We start from the raw sequence: 18437 nt of genomic DNA, 5'->3' as shown, positions 1-18437 counted from the left end.
ACGCGCCGGGTGAGTCGAACAGACTTACCCGGCGCGTACAGTATCCGCAGGTGGCTACAGCTGCCCATGACCCTCAGGAGTGATTGTGAGCCAGTCCCCGCAACCCATAGTGCCGACTCACGGCACCATGCACCGTGTGTTGATCGGACTGGATCCAGCGCTGGAGCGGCTGGGTGACCTGCTCAGGGAATCCCGCAGGGGCCGCGTGAACACAGTGGTCATCAATGGCGAATCGGGCATGGGGAAGACCTCGCTGATCTCTGAGTTCACTACCCAGGTGAGGGGTGGTGCTCGCCCCCCGAGAATTCTTCGCGCGCAGGGGGACCAGTGGGAGGCGCAACTGCAGTTGGCGGGCTACAGCCAACTGATCATGACCTCGCCCGTCCGGTCGGGTAAAGGCTACGACGTGGACATTGCCCAGACCCCCGTGGGTTCGCAGACCCTGAGCCCGGACCGGCTCATGAACCACGCCGCCACGCTGGGCACCCACTTGGAATCTCTTCAGGAACGCTCCCCCGTTTTGGTGGTCATCGATGACGCCCACTGGATCGATGAGGCAAGTCTGCGCATTTTGTCCTTTGTGCTGCGCCGGTTACATGCCAAGAAGGTCATGTTCATCCTGGCCCTGGATCGCAAACAAGCCCAGGGGATGCCGGCCACGGTGCTGGATCAGCTCACTGGCCATGAGGTTCAGCAGATCACGTTGGAACCGCTGGATCCGCGCGGCACCCAAGAACTCGCGCGACGCCGCTTCAACATCGACTTGTCCTCGGCCGCCAGTTACGAGCTGGTTCGTCACACGCAAGGCAACCCTCAGCAAATCAACGAGCTGCTGCGTGAAATGCCGCCGGACACGTGGCATTCCTGGTTTCCGGCCCTCCCTGCCAGCAGCCGGGTGCGCGCTCGTGTGGGCAGCATTATGGCTGCTGCTTCGGAGGATCTCACCAATGTCGCAGAGGCAGTGGCCCTGCTGGGAGATGATTCGTCCCTGACCGAGATCGCCGAGGTGTGCGGTGTCACCGATCAGACCCGCATGCTTGCTGCCTTGGACGAGGGACACCGAGCCGATCTCCTGACCTTGGAGCTGAACCAGGCCAGTAGCCAAGTGAAGTTCTTCGAACCTTCCGCCGCCGGAGCCATCTACGAACGCATGCTTCCCAGCCGCAGAGTGGAATTGCACCATCGTGCGAGTCGGGCAGTCTCCGACGAATCCAGGAGGTTGGGGCACCTGGTCAGTTCGGCGCCGTCGGCGAATCCCGAGCTCGCCACTCGGCTGGAGACCTTCGCCACGGAACAAGCTGCCCAGGGCGCCTGGCACGACGCCGCCAACGCGTTGTTATCCGCATCCCGACTGACCAGCGACGCGAGGCTGCGCAATAATCTTCTTCTGCGCGCCGTGGACGCGATCATCGGTTCGGGCAACATTGCCGAGGCCAAAGCTTGGGCCGCAGCCGTGGACGATATGCAGCCATCCGCCCTGCGTTCGTCGGTGCTGGGTTATCTTTCCGTGGTGACCGGTCAGAATCGCAGCGCTGAGAACCAGCTCGGGGCCGCGTGGCGCAGCGTGAACATCAAGCAGGAGCCGGGGACGGCCGCACAAATCGCCCAGCGGTTGGTACTGCGCGGGGTGGCCCAGTGGGACGGTCCCGCAATGATCTCCTGGGCCGAGAAGGCCATGTCCCTGACCGATCAGACCACCCCCGCCTACATCGAGACCGAAGCCATCTATGGCTTGGGGTTGTTTGCCACCGGGCAGCTCAAGGAGGCCCGCAAGGCCTACGCGAAAGCCTTCGAACGATGTGAGGAGAACGCTCAGAAGCAACGCATGGAAATGGGTTCGGGGTGGCTCGCACTGCGCACGGACGAGGTGGAATCCGCACAGGCCCAGTTCGAATCCGCCGGGCCCACCAAGTTCCGCGGGGGCTCTTTGCGAATCTCCCTGTGGTCGGAAGCCTGGTTGGCACGGACCCAATTGGTGCTCGGCCACTGGGACGCCGCCGCGGCCACCATCTCTCGCGCCGCACCGCAACTGGAGACCGCGCAGATGGATATGCTGCGGCCCCTGCTGTACTGGACAGCCGCGGAGCTGTACTCGATGCGCGGTGATTGGCAGTTGGCTCGTCACTACGTGTCATTGGCGGCTGTTCCTGCGGACAGCTTCCTGTGCATGTCTGTGCCCTCTCTCCTGGCGAAAGCGCGTTTCCACGAGGCTCGCGGCGATTACGAGGGCTCCCTGGAATGCATGACACGGGTAGCGGAGCTGGACCCTTGGACCAACACCCGTGTCTCCTTCTGGTCCTGGCAGGACACCTACGTCAATGCGCTGGTCATGACTAACAACTTGGATCGCGCCCAGAAGTTCCTGGACGAGTTCGAGACCGTGCACCGTCCCGACCACATTCCCACCGACCAGGCACGGGTCAAGTGGGCCCGCGGCCGGTTGTTGGCGGCTCAGGGCGACCCCGATACAGCCCGTGATTACTTCGAAGACGCGTTGCACGAGCTGCGCACGCTGAACCGCCCGTACCTGCACGCTCGCATCAGCTTTGCCTTCGGGCAGTCGATGCGCCGCGCCGGTAAACGGAGGTTGGCCTCGTCCGTATTACGCGCAGCTCGAGATCTCTACGAGATGCTGGGGGCGACCACTTACGTGCAGCGCTGCGATCGTGAACTCAAGGCCACCGGCGTGGACCAGGGAACCGCTCCGGATCCCGCAGATCCCGTACTAGCGGCGGTGCAACGCGAACGGGTCCAGCTCACCCCGCAGGAAACTGCCGTGGCCGAGCTCGTGGCCGGGGGTTCCACCAACAAAGAGGTCGCGAGCCACTTGTTCATTGCGGAGAAAACCGTTCAGTACCACCTGACCCGGATCTATACGAAGTTCGGCATACGCTCACGCAGTGAGCTGGCGGCACGGTACCGCGACAACGAATAATCCCCGACGTGCTCCACCAACGCGGTGGGCACGACGGGGATCTCCGCGGGGCGTCTTTACTTGACGTCGGAGGGGTGCTTAGCCAGCGGCACCACGGTGATGTTCATGTACGGGAACAGAGGCAGGTTCTGCAGGGTGTCGTGCAGTTCGTCGTTGGATTCCACGTCGAACACGGAGTAGTTGGCGTATTCGCCCACCACGCGCCAAATCTCGGGCCACTTACCCGCGCGCTGCAGCTCCTGCGAGTAGGCCTTCTCGGTGGCCTTGATCTCGGCGACCTCGTCGGCCGGCATATCGGTGGGAATATTGATCTCCATGTGAACCAGGTACTTCACGGTGTTCTCCTCACGTGTTGGGTTGTACTTCTGTGCCCACCGCAGCGCTGAGAGACCGACGTGTCGATGCTCCGGCTGACGCGCGGGCGGATGATCGCCGGGCCCCGTTCGAGGCCCGGCAGAAACTCAGTTGCTGCGGTAGTGCGCGAGCTTGTCCTCATCAATGGCGGTCCCCACACCCGGGACGTCCCGGACAAAGATCTTGCCGTCCTCGATGCTCAGCGGCTCGGCCAGCAGATCATCGGCCATGTCCAGGTAGTTGGACAGCTCACCCGCTCGCTTGGAGGTGTGTGCGAACGCCGCTCCGAAAGTCACCGAGGCGATCGTGCCCACCTGGGTGTCGATCTGGTTGCCCACGTACACGTCAATGCCCATGCCCTGGGCCATACCCAGGATCTTGGTAGCTTCGGTGAAACCGGAGCGCGCGGTCTTGATGGCCAGGAAGTTTGCGCCTCCCGTCAAGATCTCACGGGCAGCGCTACCGAGGTCCGGCGCGGACTCATCCGCGGCGATCGGGATGGGTGAGTTGGTGACCAGGCGGCGTCGTCCGAGAACTTCGCGGGCGTCGTCGGGCTCCTCAAGGAACTCCATGCCCAGGTCCGCGGTCTGGCGTAGCACCTCGGCAGATTCATTGGCCGACCAACCGCGATTGGCATCCATGTAAAGGTGCGCTTCGGGGCCGAGGCCCTCGCGCAGTACTCGGGCGGCTTCGACGTCCAGCGAGATGGGGCGACGCCCCGTCTTGAGCTTGAAGGTGTTGATGCCGTGCTTCTCCCGGAACTCCAGAGCAATCTGCAAGAGTTCCTGGGCCGGCTTGAAACCGAGCATGTGCGAGACCGTCATGTGATCCGTGAAACCGCCCAGCAGCGATGACACCGGCTGGTTCAGGTACTTGCCAATGACATCCCACACGGCGATGTCCACCGCGCCCTTGGCGGTCTGGTTGTGCACCGTGCGGTCCATGATGGTTTGCATGCGGTCACGAGCGAAGATGTCCAGCCCCGCCAGCTGAGGGGAGAAGATGTCCTCGACCACCGCCACGATGGACTTCTGTGTCTCGCCGTAGGTGTACGGACGGGGCGGGGTGTCGGCCACGCCCACAATTCCCTCGTCCGTGTGTACGCGCACCAGCACGTGATCAGCCTCGTCCACCGAGCCCGATGCGAAGTGCAGGGGGTGTACGTAAGGAATCGAGTACGGGACCGCCTCAATGCGGGTGATTTTCATACTTGGCCTTTCGTGCCAGGGTTTGTCTCGCTGACGTCCATCACGAGGTTCACAAAGTTGTGCAGCAGCGTGGAGCGATCTTCTCTGCGCCACGCCACGGCGAGGTCACTGTCGGGGGAATCTTCGAGTGCCGCATAGACCACACCCTCCAGTTGGAAGGAACGCACGGCCTCCGGGACCACAGCCACTCCCCCGCCGGCCGCCACGAACGACAGCATGGTGGAGGTTTCCTTGGCCACTTGGCCGATCCGGGCCTGGAATCCGCCCTGCCGGCACAGCTCGGAGACCATCCGGTACATCACCGATTCCGGTGGGTAGGTAATGAAGGGCTGTTCCTGAAGTTCGTTGATGGCCACGGGCCGCCCGGTGGCCAGGGGGCTGTGGGAAGGCAGCGCCACCACGAGCTTCTCGCGGGCCACCACCTTGTACTCAATTTCGGAGGAGGCCACCGGGGGACGCAGCACAGCGGCGTCCAACGTGTGATCCCGCAAGCCCGCTTCCATGGCGGGTGTCAGCATTTCGCCCTGCAGCGTCATGGACAACCCGGGCAGAGCCTGCTTCACATGGCGCACGATCTTGGGCATGACCCCGTATGTCGCTGAGCCGGAGAAACCCACGCGCAGTACACCGGTGGCACCGTTGCCCACCTGGTACACATCCGCCTTGAGCGTCTCCACCTCGTTGACGATCTTGCGCCCGCGGTCCAAAAGCTCCTGGCCCGCTGCGGTGAGGTCAACGCGGCGCGTGGTGCGATCCAGTAATTTCACGCCCAGCTGTTCTTCCAGCTGACGGATCTGTTGCGACAGAGGCGGCTGGGCCATGTGCAGTCGCTTGGCCGCACGCCCGAAGTGACGTTCTTCGGCCACGGCGATGAAGTAGTTCAGTTGTCGAAGCTCCATGAGGTCCCGCTTCTTCCCGACATTGTTTCATTAGAATTGTATCTACAGTCGGGCGAATTAGGAACATGTTTCGATAAAATCGATGGTTTTACGCGGCGACGGAGCCTCCATCGCCATGCGCCGTCTCAGGCCCGTTCGCGCAGCATGTGTTTCTGGATCTTTCCGGTGGTCGTGCGCGGCAGTTCATCGACCACATCCACCGAAGCCGCTAGCTTGTAACTGGCCAACCGACCCTTGAGCTGATCCCTGATTTCCGACCCCGTGACAGCCGCTGCCTCCGGGAAGAGCACCACAAAGGCCCGGCCCGTTTCGTCCCACTTCTCGTCCGGAACCCCGATGACCGCTGCTTCCTGAACGGCGGGGACATCCAACAGCGCGTTCTCCACTTCCGCCGGGTACACGTTCTCGCCTCCGGAGATGTACATGTCCTTGATGCGGTCCTTGATGAACAGGTAGCCATCCTCATCCTCCACGGCGATATCACCCGAGTGATACCACCCGCCATCCAGAGCCTTGGCGGTTTCCTCCGGCTTGTTCCAGTACCCACTCATCACGTTGGGGCCGCGCACGATCACTTCACCCGGCTGCCCGGGATCCACGGGATCGCCCAGCGGGTCCACGAGCCGTGATTCCGTGAAGAAGTGCTGTCGACCGGCGGATCCGAGTTTGCTCACGCCGTCGCGCGGTTCGAGCATGCGCACCCCGGGAGCCGTTTCGGTCATGCCGAAGCCCTGCATCACGGCCACATCCAGTTCGGCCCACGTGCACAGCATGCGCTCGGGCAGGGGCGAGCCGCCCACCATGAAGGCTCGAACGGAGGAGAAGTCCGCGCCGTCAAAACCTTCCGCGTGGGACAGGGAGTCCAGCATGGCCGAGACCATGAAGGAGGACGTTATCCGGGACTCTTGAATCTCACGCAGCACATCCGGGGCCCGGAACTGGCGCTGAATGATGATCGTGCCGCCCAGCATGAACGTGGGCAGAGCCATCATGTTGAGACCGGCTATATGAAACAGCGGTGCCACGGCCAGGCGCACCTCGTCCTGGCGTAGGTCCTGACCGATGAGCGCATTGACGTACTGGTAGAACAGGTTGTTGTGGGTCAGCATGGCGCCCTTGGGTTTGCCCGTGGTTCCCGAGGTGTACATGATCAGTGCCAGCTCATCGAGGTCGAGCTCTTCGTCGATCTCGCGCTCCCCTCCGGACTGCAGGAACGTCTCGAAATCCTGCCCCGGACCTCCCCCGTCCACGCTCAACCACGTGCTCACATCCGTCAGCTCCGGCTCCAACGCCGTGGCGTTCTCGCGCTGGTCTTGCCCGAAGGCAACCGTGCTGGCACCGCAGTCGCGCAGAATGTACTCGACCTCGGCCCGGCGCAAACGGGGGTTGATCAGCACCGCGGCTGCATCGAGTAGGCCGGCCGCAAAGAAAGTTTCCAAGATCGACGGGTGGTTGAACCCCATGTAGGCAATCCGATCACCGTGCCGCACCCCGGAGTCACGCAGGGCGTTTGCCAGCCTGCGGACCCGCACCTCGAATTCCCGATAGGTCACGGACTGCCCCTCGAACACCAGGGCGGTCGCATCCGGACGGACCATGACGCGGCGAGCGGGCCACGTGCCGATTCCAAGGTTCACGGTTTTCCTCCTCAGCTCCCGAGGGAGCGCAGCACTGCGACGGACGTCACGTGCAGACCATGGAATCGTCAATCGTTGTGAATGTCAATAGTTATTGATCGCACACATTTTCACCGACCCCGAATCCGGCGATCACGTGATGCAATGGAACCCATGACGGACATGCCCAAAGAGGAACTCACCCCGGATGCCCATGGCTCGTGGGCGAGCATCGTGAAGTCGCTGGTGATTCCCCGCCCCATCGCCTGGGTCTCATCGCGCTCGGCCGCCGGAGTGGACAATCTCTCACCGCACTCGTACTTCACCATGGCCTCTTCCGATCCGGTCATCATTCAGTTCGTCTCGACCGGCGTGAAGGACACGCTGCGCAACGTTCTGGAGACCCGCGAATTCGTGGTCAACCACACCCCCGTAGAGCTCTTCGAGAAGATCAACGCCACGGGCACCGACTACCCGCGGAACGTGAGCGAGTTCGACGAGGTGGGTCTCACCCGGGAGCCATCCCGTACCGTCTCTGCCCCTCGAGTGGCAGAGTCGCCGGCCAGCATGGAATGCACCGTGCACGGCGAGCCCTTAAAGGTGGGCAACGGTTACGTGGTCTTCGGCGAGGTCCAGCACGTAGCCGTGGCCCCGGAAGCTCTCGGCGAGCGCGGCCCAGACGCACGCAGGCTCGACCCCATCGCCCGCCTGGGCCACGACGAGTGGGCAGGTCTCGGCCACATCCGCTCGATCCGTCGCATCCCGTACGACAGCATCAAGAATCCCGCCTAACGCGCCACAGGACCCGCCGCTGCGCAGAGGCCGCGTCTGGTCCGAACAAAAATTGACGACGCCGCCGCGAGAGTCTCGCAGCGACGTCGTCAATCGTGGTGGTTCAGGGCTAGCGCAGGACAGGACCGTCACCGAAACCGCCCCCACCGGATTCAGCGGTCCAGCAACTTCTCCTGGACGATCTGTTCCTTGACCGCGCGGCGCAGTGTCTTACCCAGCATGGTGCGCGGCAGCTCGTCCATGGCCACGATGCGACGGGGGACCTTGTAACGGGTGACCTTGTCGTAGCAATGCTCGCGCAGCTCGTCCTCGTTGAGAGTCATGCCGGGGGCGAGGACCACCGCGGCCACCACGGACTCGTTGCCCTTGTCGTTGGCAATGCCGACCACGGCGGCGTCCTCGATGGAGTCGTGGAGTTTGAGAGCGGTCTCCACCTCGGTGGGTGCCACGTTGAAGCCACCCGTGATGATGACTTCCTTGATGCGGTCCACCACGCGCAGGAACCCTTTTTCATCGACGGTGACGATGTCACCGGTGCGCAGCCAGCCGTCCTCGGTGATCAGCTTGGCGGTCTCCTCAGGACGCTTCCAATAACCCTGAGCGACCTGGGGACCCTTGACCCAGAGCTCCCCTTCCTCGCCCAGGGCCACGTCCTCACAGGTTTCCGGGTCGACCAGGCGGATATCGGTGCTCGGGAAGGGGATGCCGATGGAGCCGGCTTCGCGGTGATCACTGAGCGGATTGCATGAGACCAGCGGTGAACATTCGGTGAGCCCGTAGCCCTCGATAAGCATGCCGCCCGTGGCATCTTCCCACGTCTTGACCAGCGGGACGGGCAGGGTCATGGCACCGGAGACCGCCACACGAATTCCGGACAGGTCTTTTCCTTGCTCCGATGCCGCGTCCAAGACCTTCTGGTACACCGGCGGAACGGCGGGCAGAACGGTGGGCATGGACTTCTTCATAGCCTTGAGGATCAGGTCCGCTCGCACCGTGGGAAACAGCACGAGCTTGGCACCCAGGGACATCGCGAACGTCATTCCCAGAGTCAGTCCGAACGCGTGGAAGAGCGGGAGCACCCCATACACCACCTCATCCGAGGTGGTACCCAGCCAGTGCTGGCCCATGACCGCGTTGGACTCCAGGTTCCGATGCGTGAGCATGGCACCCTTGGGGGCGCCCGTGGTGCCCGAAGTGTACTGCAACAGCGCTACGTCAGTGGCCGAAGGGCGCCTGTGATCCGAGCGAATGGGGTCTGCGCTGATCAGTTTCCGCCACGGAACGGTGCCCGGAGCGGATTCGGTGAGCTCCGCCCGCTGCTGCTTGAGCTTCTTGATGGGCAACTGCAAGGCGATCCGCATGACCTTGGGCATGGCTGCCGTAATGTCCACGGACACGATGTGCTCAATATTGAGGTCTTTGGGCATGGAGGTAATACGAGAGGCGATCTTGTCCCACACGATCGCCACACGGGCACCGTGGTCCTCGAACTGGTGCCGGAGTTCGGGCGCGGTGTACAGCGGATTGTGTTCAACCACGATCGCACCCAGGCGCATGGCTGCGTAGTACGCCACGATGTGCTGCGGGCAATTGGGCAGCACGATGGCCACGCGATCACCAGCCTCCACGCCCATCAGGCGCAGGCCTTCGGCCGCGCGCTGGACCTGGTCGCCCAGTTCCGCGTAGCTGACGCCGGCGCCGAAGAATTCGAGCGCGGTCTTACCGCCGTGGCGAGCCACGGACTTCTCGAGCATATGGATCAGGGAAGTATCGGGGAGGTTGAGGTCTCGCGGGACATCGGGGCTGTAGCTCCGGGTCCACGGACGGGTTGCCAAAAAATCTCGGGAGGTCTCGCTAGCCATGGTGTCGAGGTTACCCGTTCCCGTGGGCCCCCTCACAGACGGCGACCGCACTGGGTCCGCCCGGGTCCGCGCGCGAGCGGGTCCCGAGTCGATAGACTCCGATCAGTTGAATCACCGCTCACATGGATGAATCGAGCCCCCATGACACCCTCTTCCGCTTCACGTGACCCGCTGGGCAACGGCAATGCGCCCTGGACCGAGCAGCACGCCACGCCCTTGGACTCCACTGACGCCCAAACCACCAGGCCGCTTCCACAAGCGGACAACGCTGGTTCTTCCCGCTCAGGGGTCGCCTCCGGGCGGTTGCATCGCCGCGATCCGGACACCGGCGTAACCGAGCCCATCCGCAATGAGCATTTGACCCCGCAGGACGAACGGGTCACGGCCACCGCCGAGTGGGACAGCGTGCGCCCGGCGGTACCGGCTCCCGGCAACGGGGCGAGAAGACTGACCACGGAGGACGTCCGCGGCGCTCAGAAGAAGCGGTTCGGTGGAATGCAGTTACTTCCCGGGCTCTTCGGTTGGCTCGCTGCCCTCTCCGTGAGCGGTGTGCTCCTGCTGGCGTCCGGTTTGTTCGGCCCACAATGGGGCATCGAAACCGCCCACGGGATCGGCCGCGCGCTCGACCACGGGCTCCTCAACCCGCAGGACACCACGGGGTGGTTGGCGCTGGCCGTCTTTGCCGTGGTCGAATTCTTGGCGCTGCTCGCCGGCGGGTACGTTGCGGGGCGCATGGCACGGTTCTCCGGCGTGGCCCAGGGTGTCAGCGTTTGGCTGTGGTCCCTGTTGGCACGTGCGATCGCATCCGTGGCCGCTCTGGTCTGGGCTGACAGTGTGGGATTAGCGCCCCACAGCTTGGCCGCGCAGTCCGTGATCGGCCCGGTTCTCGGCTGGGGCTTGGTAGCACTGGCCGCCGTGGTGATCCTGGATCTCATCGCCGCCATCCTGGGTGGCACGTGGGGCATGCGGTACCACCGTAAAGTCGATGCGTGGACCAATTCGAACGTCATTAACACCTAGACTCACATCTGTAGGTGATTCCGGGGGGCGGAATCACCTGGGGAGTACTTGGAGGTCTCAACCCATGCCGTCCACTCTTGTCGCCATTGTCGATGATCATGAAGTGGTTCGCGAAGGAGTTCGCCTGGTGTCCATGACATCGCAGGCGGACGTTAAACTCGTGGGCTCCTCAGACTCCGTCTCAACTCTGCTGGACCAGCTGGGTCGCGATCCCGATAACCCGGCGCTCACAGCGCGCGGGGCAAAGCGGATCGAGTGCGACGTGGTGCTGTTGGACCTCTCCCTCGAGGACCGCTCACGGCCGGCCACCAATGTGGAACGGTTGCGCAGCGCCGGCATGAAGGTGTTGATCTTCAGCATCGGTGAGAACGCCGCGCTGATTCGTGAAGCCCTGCGCGCCGGCGCGTTGGGACTGGTCCGCAAGTCGGAACCGCTCGAACACGCCATCGAAGAAGCACGCAACATCGCTGACGGCAAGCCCGTGATCACCAAGGAACTCGCCGCCGCGATCGACGGCGACGTGGAGTTCTCCCGTGCCGCGCTGTCCCCGCGAGAGCAAGAAACATTGCGCTTGTACGCGTCCGGCTTCGCTCAGGTCCAGGTGGCGCGGCGCATGGGTATCAAGCAGTCCGCCGTCAAGACCAACATCGACCGGATCCGCGAGAAGTACGCGCGCATCGGCCGCCCCGCGCCCACCAAGATCGACCTCCGCATCCGTGCCATTGAAGACGGGTTGGTCGAACCTGAAGCGGACATCACCACCGCTGAAAAACACTTGTAGCGTTTCCGCGCCACTGAATAATGGTGCGGAATGAACAAACACGTCGCCCCCAAAAACAGCCGTCTGGGTACCTACCGTAAGGTCCCCACGCGGCTTCGACGGAAAAAGTTCCTAGCCACCACATCCCCCCAGGAGCTCGGCCTCAATTCCTACCGGGCGTACTGGCTGTGGATGATCGGCATTTCTCTGCTCACCGTGGCGCTGTTCATTGAAACGCTGCCGCTGCTGCAACAACAACAGACGGCCTTTGCTCCCTGGTACACGGCGTTCCTGGCGGCGATTCTGGTGATCGCGGCGATGCTGGTCGTCTTCGGGGTCCTTCATTCGGTGCAACCGTGGATTCTGCTGTCTCTGGCCGGTGTGGTGGCATTGGGGGTTCTGACCCTGCCCCTGGCGTGGAACGGCGGCGTGCTACTGCAGTATCCCTGGATCAGCGGCTTCATCATTGTGAGCCTCAGCAGCATCACGCTCGCCTGGAGCCCTTGGGCGGCTCTGCTGTACCAGCTGTGCATTGAGCTGGCCTACGGACTAATCATGGTGCAACTCATTCCCGTGGACTCTCGCGCCGATTCCCTGGGTGTGGTGACGTTCAGCCGCATTTGTTTTGGACTCATCTCGATCCTGGTGGTCGTGATTTCCAAACGCGCGGTTGACACCCTGGACCAGGACTACACCGAAGCACTCTCGCAGGAACTCGCCCTCACCCGAAGCCGCTCCGAAACCGCGGACCAGGAACGCATGGACCGCCTCATTCACGACAACGTGATGGCCGCCCTGCTGGATGCCTCCCGCGCGGAGGGACCTCTGGCAAAACGCACGCGTGAACTGGCCACCCGAGCGTTGGAAGTCCTCGATGACGAGAACGACCGGCTCTCCGGCAAGACCACCACTATGGTCCACGTACTCATGGATGAGCTCATGGAGTCCCTTTCCCCTTGGCGTTCAAGGGTGCGCTTCAGCAATCTTCGGTCCCATATTCGCCCGGCGGGTGAGCCTCGCGTTTTCGTTCCCACGTTCGTGGCTCAGGGTCTGACGCAGGCCATCACCGAGGCCGTGTCCAACAGCGCCCGGCACTCCGGTACGGACGTCACCTACGTCTCCATGGATGGCGGGCAGTGCCCACCCACCCCCATTAATCCCGAGGGTTTCTATCTGCGCTTCACCGTTCGGGACGAAGGCCGTGGTTTTGCCCTTCACGATGTGGACACACAACGTTTGGGCGTCCGGGTTTCCATCGTGGAGAACATTGAAAAGGTGGGCGGAGATGTGGAACTGCGCTCCTCCTCCGGCCGCGGCACCGCGGTGATTCTGACGTGGCCCAAGGACGCACTGTCATGAGGAACTCCGGAATCAGCCCCAAAGCTCTGACGGCGCTGGCCATCGCGGGCTTCGGGGTCCCCTTCGCCATAGGGGTGACCGAGGTGGATTCGGTCAAGGACCCCAACGCCATGATCATGTCCCTCGTGTTCTACGCAGCCGCCGCCGTGATCGTCGCGGTTCCCCGATGGGCTACGCAACAGTTGCCCCTGCTGTCCACCATGCTGGCCGTGCTGTTCTTCATGCTCGCGGTCGAGCAAGGATACGCAGCCACCACAGTGGTTCCCATTGCGGGGCAGACTCCCTGGTTCGCCATGGGTTTCACCGTGATGGTTTTCGCGCTGTGCCTGCGGCAGCGGATCTGGTGGGCGGTGCTGTTATGGGCGGTCGTCTCGCTCATGTCCATGCGGCGCTGGACCATGGTGAACGGGAGTCTGCTACCCACGGAAAGTTATGCCGTAATGGCGCTGGGAGTCTTCGTGGCCACGGGGATGGGATATCAGGAGTTCATCCGGTTCACGCAGCGAAAACGTGAGATCCGGCGCATGCTCCTCACTGCACGCACCAATGACGAGGCCGAGCAGGATTCCAAGAACGCCTCCTATCAGCGTGTGCAATATGTGCGCCGGCTCGCCGGTGGTCTACTCGAACGCATCGCCCATGACCCATCAGAGGTCACGGAGTACGACATCGATCAGTTCCGGCTCACCGAGGCGCAGCTGCGGGACACCATTCGGGGCCGCTCAATTGCCACGCCCTACATCCTGGAAATCACCCGCACAGCCCGCGACCGCGGTGTGCGGGTGGACATCCTGGATGAGCGAGGGCAACCTCTGCCGCCCAAGGTCATGGAGGCCACCACCGAGCAGGTCGCCGAGGTTCTCAATCACGCCCAGTGCGGCGTGGTCACGATTCGGGCCTTCCCCAAAGGCGATCCCACGGCAGTGTTCATCGTGCACGACAATGACGACGAGAACGAGGATCCGATCGCAATCGAGATCGCGGACGTCACCGGCGAGGTCTCGCGCTTCTAGCGCCGCCTACGGCACCCGTTCCAACCCTCCCCCGCTCGCAATGCCGACGCCGCCGCGGTGACCGCACTGCACCGACTCGCACCTCTGCCACGGGGCAGCCGGTTGTCCAGATCCGCCCAGCTGGCGGCGTTCGCCGGCGCTGATGCTGCCTAGCGTGTGCTACATGGAGATACTCATGGATACCTCGACCGGCCCTTTCGACCCGTCCGACCCCGAAGATCACCCGTATTCGGCCTTCGCCGCCATAGACTGCGCGGACGGAAAATCGCGATGCCCGTGGGCCGTGGCGACTCCCGGCACGCTCGTCGACCACGATCACGAATGGGCGGTGTCACCGCGCACGCCCACGGAGTACTTCCAGGCGCTCAGCATCGAACTCTTCGACTCTGGCCTCGCGCGCTGGTCGCAGTCCGGTAGACACCCATCGTGGTACCTGTACATGGCAGACCTCGAACCATCACGGGTGGCACGTCTCGACCAGGACGATGTGGAGGACCTGCTCCTCAACCCGGAGCTCATTCGCAACAGGGCCAAAATTGAGGCAGTAATCCACAATGCACAAGTATGCGAAGACTGGTCGCTCACGGAATGGCAGGAGCTATTGGCCGAGGCCCACGTCCCGCCCCTGGCCGCACCGCCTCTGCGTTCCTTGGATCTAGCGGACAGCACACCGGAGTCCCGGAAACTCTCCGGGCTCTTCCGGGAACACGGGTTCAAGCTCGTCGGCCCCGTCACCGCGCACCGGTGGTTGCAGCGCACGGCCCTGGCCCCCGGACACGTCCAGGGCTGTTTCCGCGCGCAGGCGGAGCGGACTTAGTCGAGCAGCAGGGCGGGTTCCTCGAGAATCCTGGCGACATCCGCCATGAATCGTGCGGACAGATCCCCGTCCACCACACGGTGGTCGAAGGAACCGCCCAGGGTGGTGATCCAGCGTGGGATCACCTCTCCATCAACGACCCACGGCTTCTGCTTGATGGTGCCGAAGGCCACGATGGCCACTTCCCCGGGATTAATGATGGGTGTACCCGTGTCGATGCCCAAGGCTCCGATATTGGTGATCGACAGCGTGCCACCCTGCATATCACCGGGCTGGGTCTTTCCCTGGCGGGCCGTCTGCGCCAACTCATTGAGCGCAATGGCCAGCTCACGCAGGTTGAGGTCCTGAGCATCCTTGATGTTGGGCACCAGCAGGCCGCGCGGGGTGGCCGCTGCAATACCCAGATTCATGTAGCGCTTGATGATGATCTCGGAATCGGTCCACGTGGCATTGACCTGCGGGTTGCGGGCGGCAGCCCAGATCACGGCCTTGGCCAGGATCAACAGCGGAGTGACCTTGACCCCCTCGAAGTGCGGTGAGGTCTTGAGTCGCTTGATGAATTCCATGGTCCGGGACGCATCCACATCCACGAAAATGGATACGTGGGGAGCGCTGAAGGCCGAACGCACCATGTTCTGCGCGGTTACCTTGCGCACCCCCTTGACCGGGATGCGCTCGTCGCGAGAACGGGCCGACGCGTTGGTTGAGGTCCAGAACGTGTCCGGGCCGTCCTCTACTTCGCGCAGGTGGGCGGCGTAAGCCAGCAAGTCACGTTTGGTGACCTGACCGCCCTCACCCGTGGCGGTTACGTCCGCAAGATCGATACCCATTTCCTTGGCGGCCTTGCGAACCGGCGGTTTGGCCATGCTGGGGCGGCGCGGGATGGATGCCTGAGCGGTACCTTGCTGTTGGGACGCGGTGTCGTCGAGGGAACGCAACCATGTCTCCCCACGGTCGCGGAACTTCCCGGCCTTGTCGGCCAGGTCCTGGGCCGCGGTGCCCAGACCCGACTTGGAGAACCGATCGGCCCAGCCTGCGGCCACACGTGCCGCACCTCCCCGTGCCGAATCCTGGTCCTGCCGGGGAGCGGGTTTGCCCTGCTGGTCGAGGCCCTGGGGCTGCTCAGCGTCGATTCGCATGGCCGTGCGGGTGCGCTGGCGGCGTCGCACCGGGTCAGCCTTGGGGCCCGCACCCACGAGTGCTTTGCCGGACTCACTGGAATCCATGCTGCGCCCGCTTCCGGACGTGGATTCCTCCTTGGGGCCCAGCTGTTCGGGCCTGGGCTCACCCTCCACCCCGTCCTTGGGAGCGGACCCGGTGTACCCGGGATCGGGCGTGCCCGACGGTGCGGACTCGGAGTCACCCACGGTGATGATGGGCGTGCCCACCTCGACCGTGGTGCCCTCGGTCACCATGATGTTCAGAACGGTTCCGGCGAACGGCGAAGGCAGTTCCACCACGGACTTGGCGGTCTCGATCTCACAGATCACCTGATTGACCGAGACGGTTTGCCCCTCGGCCACCTTCCAGGACAGGATCTCCGCTTCGGTCAGGCCCTCGCCCACATCGGGCAACGTGAAAACCTGGGACATGAGTTCTACCTCCTGCAACACCGCTTGCGCGGGGCGGTTCGTAACTTAGGGCGATTTAGTAGGCGAAGGAACGGTCGAGTGCTTCCAACACGCGATCCAGGTCCGGAACGTAATGCTCTTCCACGGCCGCCGGCGGATAAGGCATGTGGAAGGCCCCCACTCGCAGCACGGGTGCTTCCAATGAATAGAAGGCCCGTTCCGTCACGCGCGCGGCGATTTCCCCGCCTAACCCACCGAAGGTGGGAGCCTCGTGGGCAATGATGAGGCGACCGGTCTTGCGCACGGACGCGGTGACCGTGTCGAAGTCGATGGGTGAGAGGCTACGCAGGTCGATGACCTCCACGCTGCGGCCATCTTCCTGTGCCGCTTGAGCAGCCGCGAGCGCCACGGGGACCAGGGGGCCCCACGCAACGATGGTGGCTTCCTGGCCTTCACGGACCACGGCTGCGCTGAACGGATCGCCCGTGGGCTGGTCCTCGTCCACCTCACCCTTGAGCCAGTAACGGCGTTTGGGTTCGAAAATGATGACCGGATCGTTGCATTCAATGGCCTGCTGGGACATCCAGTACGCATCCTGCGCATTGGAGGGCGTCAGAATCCGCAGCCCCGCGGTGTGGGCGAACAGGGCTTCGGGGGACTCCGAGTGGTGTTCCACCGAGCCGATCACCCCGCCGTAGGGAATGCGAATGGTCACGGGGACCGTCAGGTTTCCGTCGGAGCGGGCGTGGATTTTCGCCAGCTGCGTGGTGATCTGGTTGAACGCGGGGAACGTGAACCCGTCGAACTGGATTTCGCACACGGGCCGGTAACCCCGTTCGGCCAGACCGATGGCGGTTCCCACAATGCCCGCTTCGCCCAGGGGGGTGTCGAGGACTCGGTGAGCCCCGTAGTGGTCCTTGAGGCCTTCGGTCACGCGGTAGACGCCGCCCAGTGATCCGATATCTTCGCCCATGAGCATGACCTTGGGGTTTTCCGCCATGGCCCGGGACAACCCCGCGTTGATCGCTTTGGCAATGGTCAGCTGCTTCACGCGTGAGCTCCTTCCGAGCCGGAATCTTCCTGGTCCTCCTGGGGCGCGAATCCGGCCTGGTAGTCCAGGTACTCGGCTCGTTCCGCCTCGATCAGGGTGTGCGGGTCCGCGTAGGCCTTGGCGAAGAATTCATCCAAGGTGGGCGGCACCATGGCCAGTACATCCGCGCGCAGCTCATCCGCCAGTTCGCGGCCTTCGTTGGCCACCGAGTCGAAGAACTCATCACCCACGTGGTGGGTCTCGCGCAGATACATCTCCAGCCGCTCGATCGGATCCAGGGTGCCCCACTCTTCTTCTTCGTCCCGTTGCCGGTACTTGGTGGGGTCGTCCGCGGTGGTGTGCGCACCCATGCGATAGGTTTCGGCTTCAATCATCACGGGGCCTTCCCCGCGACGGATCTTGTCGAGTGCGTAGCGGGTTGCGGCGAGCACGGCAAGGATATCGTTGCCGTCCACGCGCAGTCCTTCGAATCCGTATCCGGCAGCGCGAGTGGCCAGGGGCACGCGGGACTGGGTCGAGAACGGCACCGAGATGGCCCACTGGTTGTTCTGCACGAAGAACAGCACCGGTGCATCGTAAGAAGCGGCGAACACCATGGATTCGTGAATCTCGCCTTCGGTGCTGGCACCGTCACCGTAATAGGCCACCACAGCCTCCGGGGTCTCGTTCACAGGCTCCCCCGCGTCCTCGGCCGCCTTGCGATCAAGGGCCGTGCCCATCGCGTAGCCCACGGCATGCGGCACCTGAGCGGCCAACACCATGGTGTAAAGGTTCACCCTGTACTCGTTGGGGTCCCAGCCGCCAGCTGTGTGACCGCGGAACAACTGCAACAGCTGGCCGGGTTTGACGCCGCGGTGAAAGACCACCGCGTGCTCCCGGTAGGACGGGAAGAGGCGATCCGTGGGTTGGGTGGCCCATGCGGAACCCACCTGCGCAGCTTCTTGACCGCGCAGCGGAACCCACAGCACCAGTTGGCCCTGACGCTGCAGGGAGGTGGCTTCCTCGTCCACCCGCCGAGCCAACGCCATGGAGCGGTACAGCCCCTTGAGTTCCACCGTGTCGATGTCTTGGACGAACGGCGAGAGTTTGGGGTCCTCGTGGACCGTGCCCTGTTCGTCGAGCAACTGGAGCCGGGGCACGGTGCTCTCAACCGTCCCGGGGTGCGTCTTTGCTGCCATGG

Annotated in this window: 15 protein-coding genes; 7 read left to right on the top strand and 8 right to left on the bottom strand. The window is 63.5% G+C overall.

Annotation, left to right across the window (positions count from 1 at the left end; genetic code table 11):
* Positions 1 to 85: 85 nt before the first annotated feature.
* Complete coding sequence (locus ABD283_RS10620) at positions 86 to 2935, top strand: helix-turn-helix transcriptional regulator (protein ID WP_344224977.1); 2850 nt, start codon at positions 86 to 88, stop codon at positions 2933 to 2935.
* A 56-nt stretch (positions 2936 to 2991) separates the two neighbouring features.
* Here the strand turns inward: ABD283_RS10620 and catC are convergent, their stop codons facing one another.
* From catC to ABD283_RS10600, 4 genes are all read right to left on the bottom strand, one after another.
* Entirely contained in the window at positions 2992 to 3270 is a 279-nt protein-coding gene (catC, locus tag ABD283_RS10615) for a muconolactone Delta-isomerase (RefSeq protein ID WP_344224976.1), read from the bottom strand.
* A gap of 126 nt (positions 3271 to 3396) precedes the next feature.
* Positions 3397 to 4497 carry a mandelate racemase/muconate lactonizing enzyme family protein gene (locus ABD283_RS10610; protein ID WP_344224975.1) on the bottom strand — a complete coding sequence of 367 codons (1101 nt, stop codon included), beginning with the start codon at positions 4495 to 4497 and terminating at the stop codon, positions 3397 to 3399.
* Entirely contained in the window at positions 4494 to 5396 is a 903-nt protein-coding gene (locus ABD283_RS10605; RefSeq protein ID WP_344224974.1) for a LysR family transcriptional regulator, read from the bottom strand. The genes ABD283_RS10610 and ABD283_RS10605 overlap by 4 nt, the downstream gene beginning before the upstream one ends.
* Positions 5397 to 5521: 125 nt before the next feature.
* Entirely contained in the window at positions 5522 to 7033 is a 1512-nt protein-coding gene (locus tag ABD283_RS10600) for an acyl-CoA synthetase (protein ID WP_344224973.1), read from the bottom strand.
* 153 nt (positions 7034 to 7186) lie between these two features.
* Between ABD283_RS10600 and ABD283_RS10595 the strand changes: the two genes are divergently transcribed.
* A complete protein-coding gene (locus ABD283_RS10595; RefSeq protein WP_344224972.1) occupies positions 7187 to 7804 on the top strand; it encodes a flavin reductase family protein in 618 nt (205 codons plus the stop codon).
* A gap of 152 nt (positions 7805 to 7956) precedes the next feature.
* On the opposite strand, the gene ABD283_RS10590 is transcribed toward ABD283_RS10595, so the two are convergent.
* Positions 7957 to 9666: a long-chain-fatty-acid--CoA ligase gene (locus ABD283_RS10590; protein ID WP_344224971.1), complete on the bottom strand. Its 1710-nt coding sequence runs from the start codon at positions 9664 to 9666 to the stop codon at positions 7957 to 7959.
* A gap of 141 nt (positions 9667 to 9807) precedes the next feature.
* Between ABD283_RS10590 and ABD283_RS10585 the strand changes: the two genes are divergently transcribed.
* The 5 genes from ABD283_RS10585 (at position 9808) to ABD283_RS10565 (ending at position 14635) form a co-directional block, all read left to right on the top strand.
* Positions 9808 to 10686 (top strand): hypothetical protein, encoded by an 879-nt coding sequence (locus ABD283_RS10585; protein ID WP_344224970.1) that lies wholly within the window; start codon positions 9808 to 9810, stop codon positions 10684 to 10686.
* A gap of 64 nt (positions 10687 to 10750) precedes the next feature.
* A complete protein-coding gene (locus ABD283_RS10580) occupies positions 10751 to 11467 on the top strand; it encodes a LuxR C-terminal-related transcriptional regulator (RefSeq protein ID WP_344224969.1) in 717 nt (238 codons plus the stop codon).
* 30 nt (positions 11468 to 11497) lie between these two features.
* The gene (locus ABD283_RS10575) at positions 11498 to 12805 is read left to right on the top strand and encodes a sensor histidine kinase (RefSeq protein WP_344224968.1); all 1308 of its coding nucleotides are present in this window, start codon (positions 11498 to 11500) and stop codon (positions 12803 to 12805) included.
* Positions 12802 to 13818 carry a hypothetical protein gene (locus ABD283_RS10570; protein ID WP_344224967.1) on the top strand — a complete coding sequence of 339 codons (1017 nt, stop codon included), beginning with the start codon at positions 12802 to 12804 and terminating at the stop codon, positions 13816 to 13818. Before ABD283_RS10575 ends, ABD283_RS10570 begins: the two co-directional genes overlap by 4 nt.
* Positions 13819 to 13993: 175 nt before the next feature.
* A complete protein-coding gene (locus ABD283_RS10565; RefSeq protein ID WP_344224966.1) occupies positions 13994 to 14635 on the top strand; it encodes a DNA-3-methyladenine glycosylase I in 642 nt (213 codons plus the stop codon).
* On the opposite strand, the gene ABD283_RS10560 is transcribed toward ABD283_RS10565, so the two are convergent.
* Genes ABD283_RS10560 through ABD283_RS10550 form a run of 3 tightly spaced genes read right to left on the bottom strand, consistent with a single transcriptional unit; the run spans position 14632 to position 18435 of the window.
* Positions 14632 to 16227, bottom strand: coding sequence for a dihydrolipoamide acetyltransferase family protein (locus tag ABD283_RS10560; RefSeq protein ID WP_344224965.1), 1596 nt, complete (start codon positions 16225 to 16227; stop codon positions 14632 to 14634). The genes ABD283_RS10565 and ABD283_RS10560 overlap by 4 nt on opposite strands.
* Positions 16228 to 16282: 55 nt before the next feature.
* Positions 16283 to 17257 carry an alpha-ketoacid dehydrogenase subunit beta gene (locus ABD283_RS10555; protein ID WP_344224964.1) on the bottom strand — a complete coding sequence of 325 codons (975 nt, stop codon included), beginning with the start codon at positions 17255 to 17257 and terminating at the stop codon, positions 16283 to 16285.
* Positions 17254 to 18435 carry a thiamine pyrophosphate-dependent enzyme gene (locus ABD283_RS10550; protein WP_344224963.1) on the bottom strand — a complete coding sequence of 394 codons (1182 nt, stop codon included), beginning with the start codon at positions 18433 to 18435 and terminating at the stop codon, positions 17254 to 17256. The genes ABD283_RS10555 and ABD283_RS10550 overlap by 4 nt, the downstream gene beginning before the upstream one ends.
* Positions 18436 to 18437: the final 2 nt, after the last annotated feature.

The organism is Kocuria atrinae (assembly GCF_039531425.1).
In the GTDB taxonomy this organism is placed as follows: domain Bacteria; phylum Actinomycetota; class Actinomycetes; order Actinomycetales; family Micrococcaceae; genus Kocuria; species Kocuria atrinae.
The sequence above is the reverse complement of the archived record's forward strand: the minus strand, read 5'-3'. Positions and strand labels throughout refer to the sequence as shown.

Coding starts and splice junctions, on each gene's coding strand:
- ABD283_RS10570 (WP_344224967.1), top strand. CDS start 12,802: ATGAGGAACTCCGGAATCAGCCCCAAAGCTCTGACGGCGCTGGCCATC.
- ABD283_RS10605 (WP_344224974.1), bottom strand. CDS start 5,396: ATGGAGCTTCGACAACTGAACTACTTCATCGCCGTGGCCGAAGAACGT.
- ABD283_RS10580 (WP_344224969.1), top strand. CDS start 10,751: ATGCCGTCCACTCTTGTCGCCATTGTCGATGATCATGAAGTGGTTCGC.
- ABD283_RS10560 (WP_344224965.1), bottom strand. CDS start 16,227: ATGTCCCAGGTTTTCACGTTGCCCGATGTGGGCGAGGGCCTGACCGAA.
- ABD283_RS10590 (WP_344224971.1), bottom strand. CDS start 9,666: ATGGCTAGCGAGACCTCCCGAGATTTTTTGGCAACCCGTCCGTGGACC.
- ABD283_RS10595 (WP_344224972.1), top strand. CDS start 7,187: ATGACGGACATGCCCAAAGAGGAACTCACCCCGGATGCCCATGGCTCG.
- ABD283_RS10585 (WP_344224970.1), top strand. CDS start 9,808: ATGACACCCTCTTCCGCTTCACGTGACCCGCTGGGCAACGGCAATGCG.
- ABD283_RS10610 (WP_344224975.1), bottom strand. CDS start 4,497: ATGAAAATCACCCGCATTGAGGCGGTCCCGTACTCGATTCCTTACGTA.
- ABD283_RS10575 (WP_344224968.1), top strand. CDS start 11,498: ATGAACAAACACGTCGCCCCCAAAAACAGCCGTCTGGGTACCTACCGT.
- ABD283_RS10565 (WP_344224966.1), top strand. CDS start 13,994: ATGGATACCTCGACCGGCCCTTTCGACCCGTCCGACCCCGAAGATCAC.
- ABD283_RS10550 (WP_344224963.1), bottom strand. CDS start 18,435: ATGGCAGCAAAGACGCACCCCGGGACGGTTGAGAGCACCGTGCCCCGG.